The sequence below is a fragment of the Massilia sp. CT11-108 genome (assembly GCF_047302915.1).
In the GTDB taxonomy this organism is placed as follows: domain Bacteria; phylum Pseudomonadota; class Gammaproteobacteria; order Burkholderiales; family Burkholderiaceae_D; genus Telluria; species Telluria orientalis.
The window spans coordinates 1-3,809 of the sequence record NZ_JBKYMO010000511.1 but is presented as its reverse complement, the minus strand read 5'-3'; the positions used below and the strand labels follow the sequence as shown (position 1 = coordinate 3,809).

Here is a 3,809-nt window from a genome sequence, read left to right as displayed (position 1 = left end):
GCGCGCCCGGGTTCCAGGCTTTGAACGAGCCGCGGGCGGCGCGCCGGGCGCCGCCGCCGGCGCGGCGGCGCCGCCCACCTGCGGGGCGATCGAGACGGAAGGCGAAGAGGCACTGGAAATCTTCATGCGTGGTCCTCGGGTTTTCGATTGAATCGTCATGGTTTCTTTACCATCTGGCTGCGCAGGTCCTTCAGCGCCGGATCGTCCGTTTTGGACGTGGACGCGTCGGACGTCAGGGCTGCGGTATCCGCCGGGGTGCCGAACATGGTCTTGATGGCAGCTGCTTGCTTGCTGGTCAGGATTAACAATTCGATACGGCGGTTGGCCGAAGCATCCGGATGGGCCGCGTCGATCGGGGCGCGGTCGGCCATGCCGACCAGCTGCAGGATGCTGTCGCTGCGCATGCCGCCGATGAGCAGTTCGGACCGCGCAGCCAGAGCGCGGTTGACCGACAGGCTCCAGTTGGAATAGCTGGTCGGTCCGGCCTTAGTGTACTGCAAGGAGTCCGTGTGGCCTACGATCAACATCTGATTTTCCATCTTTTCGAACAGCGGTGCCATCGCACGCAACAGTTTTGCGAACTTGGCGGTCGGCAGCGGGCTGCCGCGCACGAACATGCCCTGGCGGTCGGTGTCGTGCAACATCACGCGCAGGCCGTCCGGCGTGATCACGGTGGCAAGGTTCGACGCGAGGCCGGCGTCCGCGCTCATCTGCTGGAGCTGGTGCGCCAGCGCGGCCAGTTCGGACGGCGATTCGTACTTCGTGCGCACCGTCTGCGTATTCGCCCTGGCGCCGGCCGCCGGACCTTCGGCGCCGCCGTTGCTCTTCGGGAGCTGGAAGCGTTCGATCAGGCTGCCGGCGGGGCTCGACTTGATTTCCGGCTTGCCGCCCGTGCCTTCGAGCAGGCCGCTGGCCGTGTTGTCGCGCACGATGTTCTTGGTTTGCTGGGCTTCGCGCGCGGCGATCAGCCAGAGCACGAGGAACAGCGCCATCAGCGCCATGCAGAAGTCGGCGAAGGCGACCTTCCACGCGCCGCCGTGTTCGTCGTCGTAATGCTTGCCGCCGCCACGTTTGACGATGGTCGCTTCGTGCTTTTCGGCGGCGACTTTCTTGGTTGCTTGCACTTATCGCTCCAGATCAGGCCTTGCGCCTGGCGCCGGCGTCCTCGCCGTCGGCCATCGCGTTGATCCACGCTTCGAGTTGGGCGAAGCTGGGCTTGGTGTTCAGCTGGATCAGGCGGCGGCCCGCGTCGATCGCCAGCAGGGGCGGCTTGCCGGCGACGTGGGTGCACAGCACGACCTTCACGGTTTCCATCGTCGACGCTTCGGAATTGACCAGCTGCTTCATCATGCCGGAGATCGGGTCGAGCACGCCGTAGCAGAAGAAGATACCGATGAACGTGCCGACCATCGCGGCGCCGACGTGTTCGGCGATCTCGGCGGTGTCGGCCCCTTCGCCGACCGAGTTCATCGTGATCACGATGCCCAGCACGGCGGCCAGGATGCCGAAGCCCGGCATTGCCTCGGCGATCTTGTGCAGCGATTTCGACGGCTGGGTCAGTTCGTCGTGGATGGCCTCGAGTTCCTGTTCGAGCACGCCTTCCAGCTCGTGGGCGTTGATCTTGCCCATTGCCATCAGGCGGAAGTTGTCGACGATGAACGCCAGCAGCTTCGGTTCTTCGAGAATCCGCGGATAGCGCTGGAACATCGGGCTGTCCTTCGGCGCCTCGACGTGGGCGTCGAGTGCCTTCAGGCCGCCCGCGGCCGTCTGCAGCAGTTCGTACATCAGCAGCAGTAGCTGGCGCTGGAATTCGGAGTCGTGCTTGTGCTTGCTCGCGACCTTCCTGACCTGGGAAAACAGTTCGGCCAGCACGTGCTTGGGGTTGCCCAGCACGAGTGCGCCGACGGCGGCGCCACAGATGACGAGCATCTCGGTCGGTTGCCAGATGGCGAGGGCGCTGCCGCCCATCATGAGGTAGCCGCCGAACACGGCACCGAGCACGATGAGAATGCCAAGGATTTGCATGATTGTTATTACCTTTCTTGTCTGGTCGTTCAGGCCTGGGCGAGCGCCGCTTTCATCTTGGCCAGCGCACTCTTGTTGAGCTGGCAGACGCGGGCGTCGGACAGGTCGAGCACGGCCGCGATTTCCTTGTAGCTGAGCTCGAATTCATAAATCATCTGGATCACGCGCTGCTCGCGTTCGTTCAGGGCGCCCAGTGCCTGCTCCAGGCTGCGGCGTACCATGAACTGTTCTTCCGGACCGGGGGCGTTGTGGGCGCGCTCGGTCGCTTCCTGCAGCACGTCGTCGAAGCTGAGCAGCTCCTCGGCAACGTCATCCAGCAGGAACTGGCGCCAGTCTTCCTGGCTGATGCCGAGCGCCTCCGCCGCTTCCTTGTCGTTCGGCTCGTGGCCGAGCTTGCGGGTTAGGGCGCGCACGGCGTCGCGCATCTTGTGGCTGTCCTGGCGCACGGCGCGCGGGCGCCAGTCCTGGCGGCGCAGCTCGTCGAGGATCGCGCCGCGCACGCGCAGCGACGCGTAGCTGGAGAAGCCGGTGTCCGGGATGCCGTAGCGGCGCAGCGCTTCGAGCAGGCCCATCAGCCCGATCTGCTCCATGTCCTCGCGTCCCATCGCGCCCGACACCTGCGACGTGAGCTGGCGCGCGATGCGCTTGACGAGCGGCGCATAGGCGACGAGATGTTTCTGCTCTTCGGCCGCGCTCATGGCCGCGTGGATGGCGGCGTCGGCATATTCGCTGCTGGCGTAGCTGTCGGCGTAGTCGGTCATGTAACCCACGTTGTCCCCGATGGTTATTCGATGATCAGCTTGCCGATCATGACTTGCACGAACGGTTTTTCCGTGTGCTCATGCTCATAATTGGCGTCGAAGGATTTGTTCAGTTCTTCCGCGTACTGTTCCACCGTCATGCCGGCCGCTTCCTTCATCGTGTAGGCCGACAGGGTACGCACCGCCAGGCTGCGCAGCAGCGGCAGGTTTTCCTTCGTTTCCTTTTCCTTCTCCGCTTCCGTCGACAAGACGAGGTCGGTCGACAGGTAGTGGGTGTCGGCGTCGTCCGGGCCGCGGCGCAGCATCACGATGACCTTGTCCAGCGTCACGTACTTGACCGGCTTGCCTTCCCTGGCCCTTTCCGCTTCCGCTTTTTTCGCCGCGCCGGCGGCTGCCGCGGGCTTGGGCATGAACCACCAGACCGCGCCACCCGCACCGGCCGCGCTCACGATCACGGCGCCGGCGATGGCAATAATCATTTTCATTTTGCTCATGTTGGTACTTGCGCCCGAAAGCGCTGTCGATTCGTCCGTTGCTTACGAGTCGCGGCCGAGATTGAATACGGACGCGGGGTTGCCGGCCTCGGCCAGACCGCGTCCGGGCTCGTTGTCCTGGTCGCGGCCTTGCTGGCGGCCGCGGCCCTGCTGCTGCGGGTCGCCGAACGGCGCCGCATTGTTCCTGGGTGCCGGTGTCACCGTCACGGCGACCTCCGTGTACTGGCGCTGCGACAAATCGTTGCGCAGGTTGTCGCTGACGGTCTGCAGCTGGCGCAGCACGTCGCCGTTGGAGGCCGAGATGTTCACTTCCAGCATGCCGGCGCTGTGGCGGATCGCAATGTCAATGCGGCCCAGCTGGGGCGGCTCGATGCTGATCGTGGCCTGCTGCACGTTGCCCGCGACGTGGACATTCAGGCGGTCGCCCAGCGTTTCCTGCAGAGTCTGGCGCCATGCGGTCGGCGGACCGGCCAGCTTGACGGTGTCGGCGGCCGGCTGGGCAGCCGGCAAGGTCACGACGCCCACGACC

At 65.0% G+C, this 3,809-nt stretch carries 5 protein-coding genes; all 5 read right to left on the bottom strand.

Features of this window, described 5'->3' with window-relative positions; genetic code table 11:
- Positions 1-155: 155 nt before the first annotated feature.
- The gene (locus ACEN88_RS26425; protein ID WP_413344441.1) at positions 156-1,124 is read right to left on the bottom strand and encodes a flagellar motor protein MotB; all 969 of its coding nucleotides are present in this window, start codon (positions 1,122-1,124) and stop codon (positions 156-158) included.
- 13 nt (positions 1,125-1,137) lie between these two features.
- Complete coding sequence (gene motA / locus ACEN88_RS26420) at positions 1,138-2,028, bottom strand: flagellar motor stator protein MotA (RefSeq protein ID WP_056123405.1); 891 nt, start codon at positions 2,026-2,028, stop codon at positions 1,138-1,140.
- A gap of 26 nt (positions 2,029-2,054) precedes the next feature.
- On the bottom strand, positions 2,055-2,786 hold the full coding sequence (locus tag ACEN88_RS26415; protein ID WP_413344443.1) for a FliA/WhiG family RNA polymerase sigma factor: 732 nt from the start codon (positions 2,784-2,786) through the stop codon (positions 2,055-2,057).
- Between the two features lie 23 nt (positions 2,787-2,809).
- Positions 2,810-3,271, bottom strand: coding sequence for a flagellar basal body-associated FliL family protein (locus tag ACEN88_RS26410; protein ID WP_413344439.1), 462 nt, complete (start codon positions 3,269-3,271; stop codon positions 2,810-2,812).
- 51 nt (positions 3,272-3,322) lie between these two features.
- Positions 3,323-3,809: flagellar hook-length control protein FliK (locus ACEN88_RS26405; protein ID WP_413344437.1), on the bottom strand; the 487-nt coding region annotated here is incomplete at its 5' end.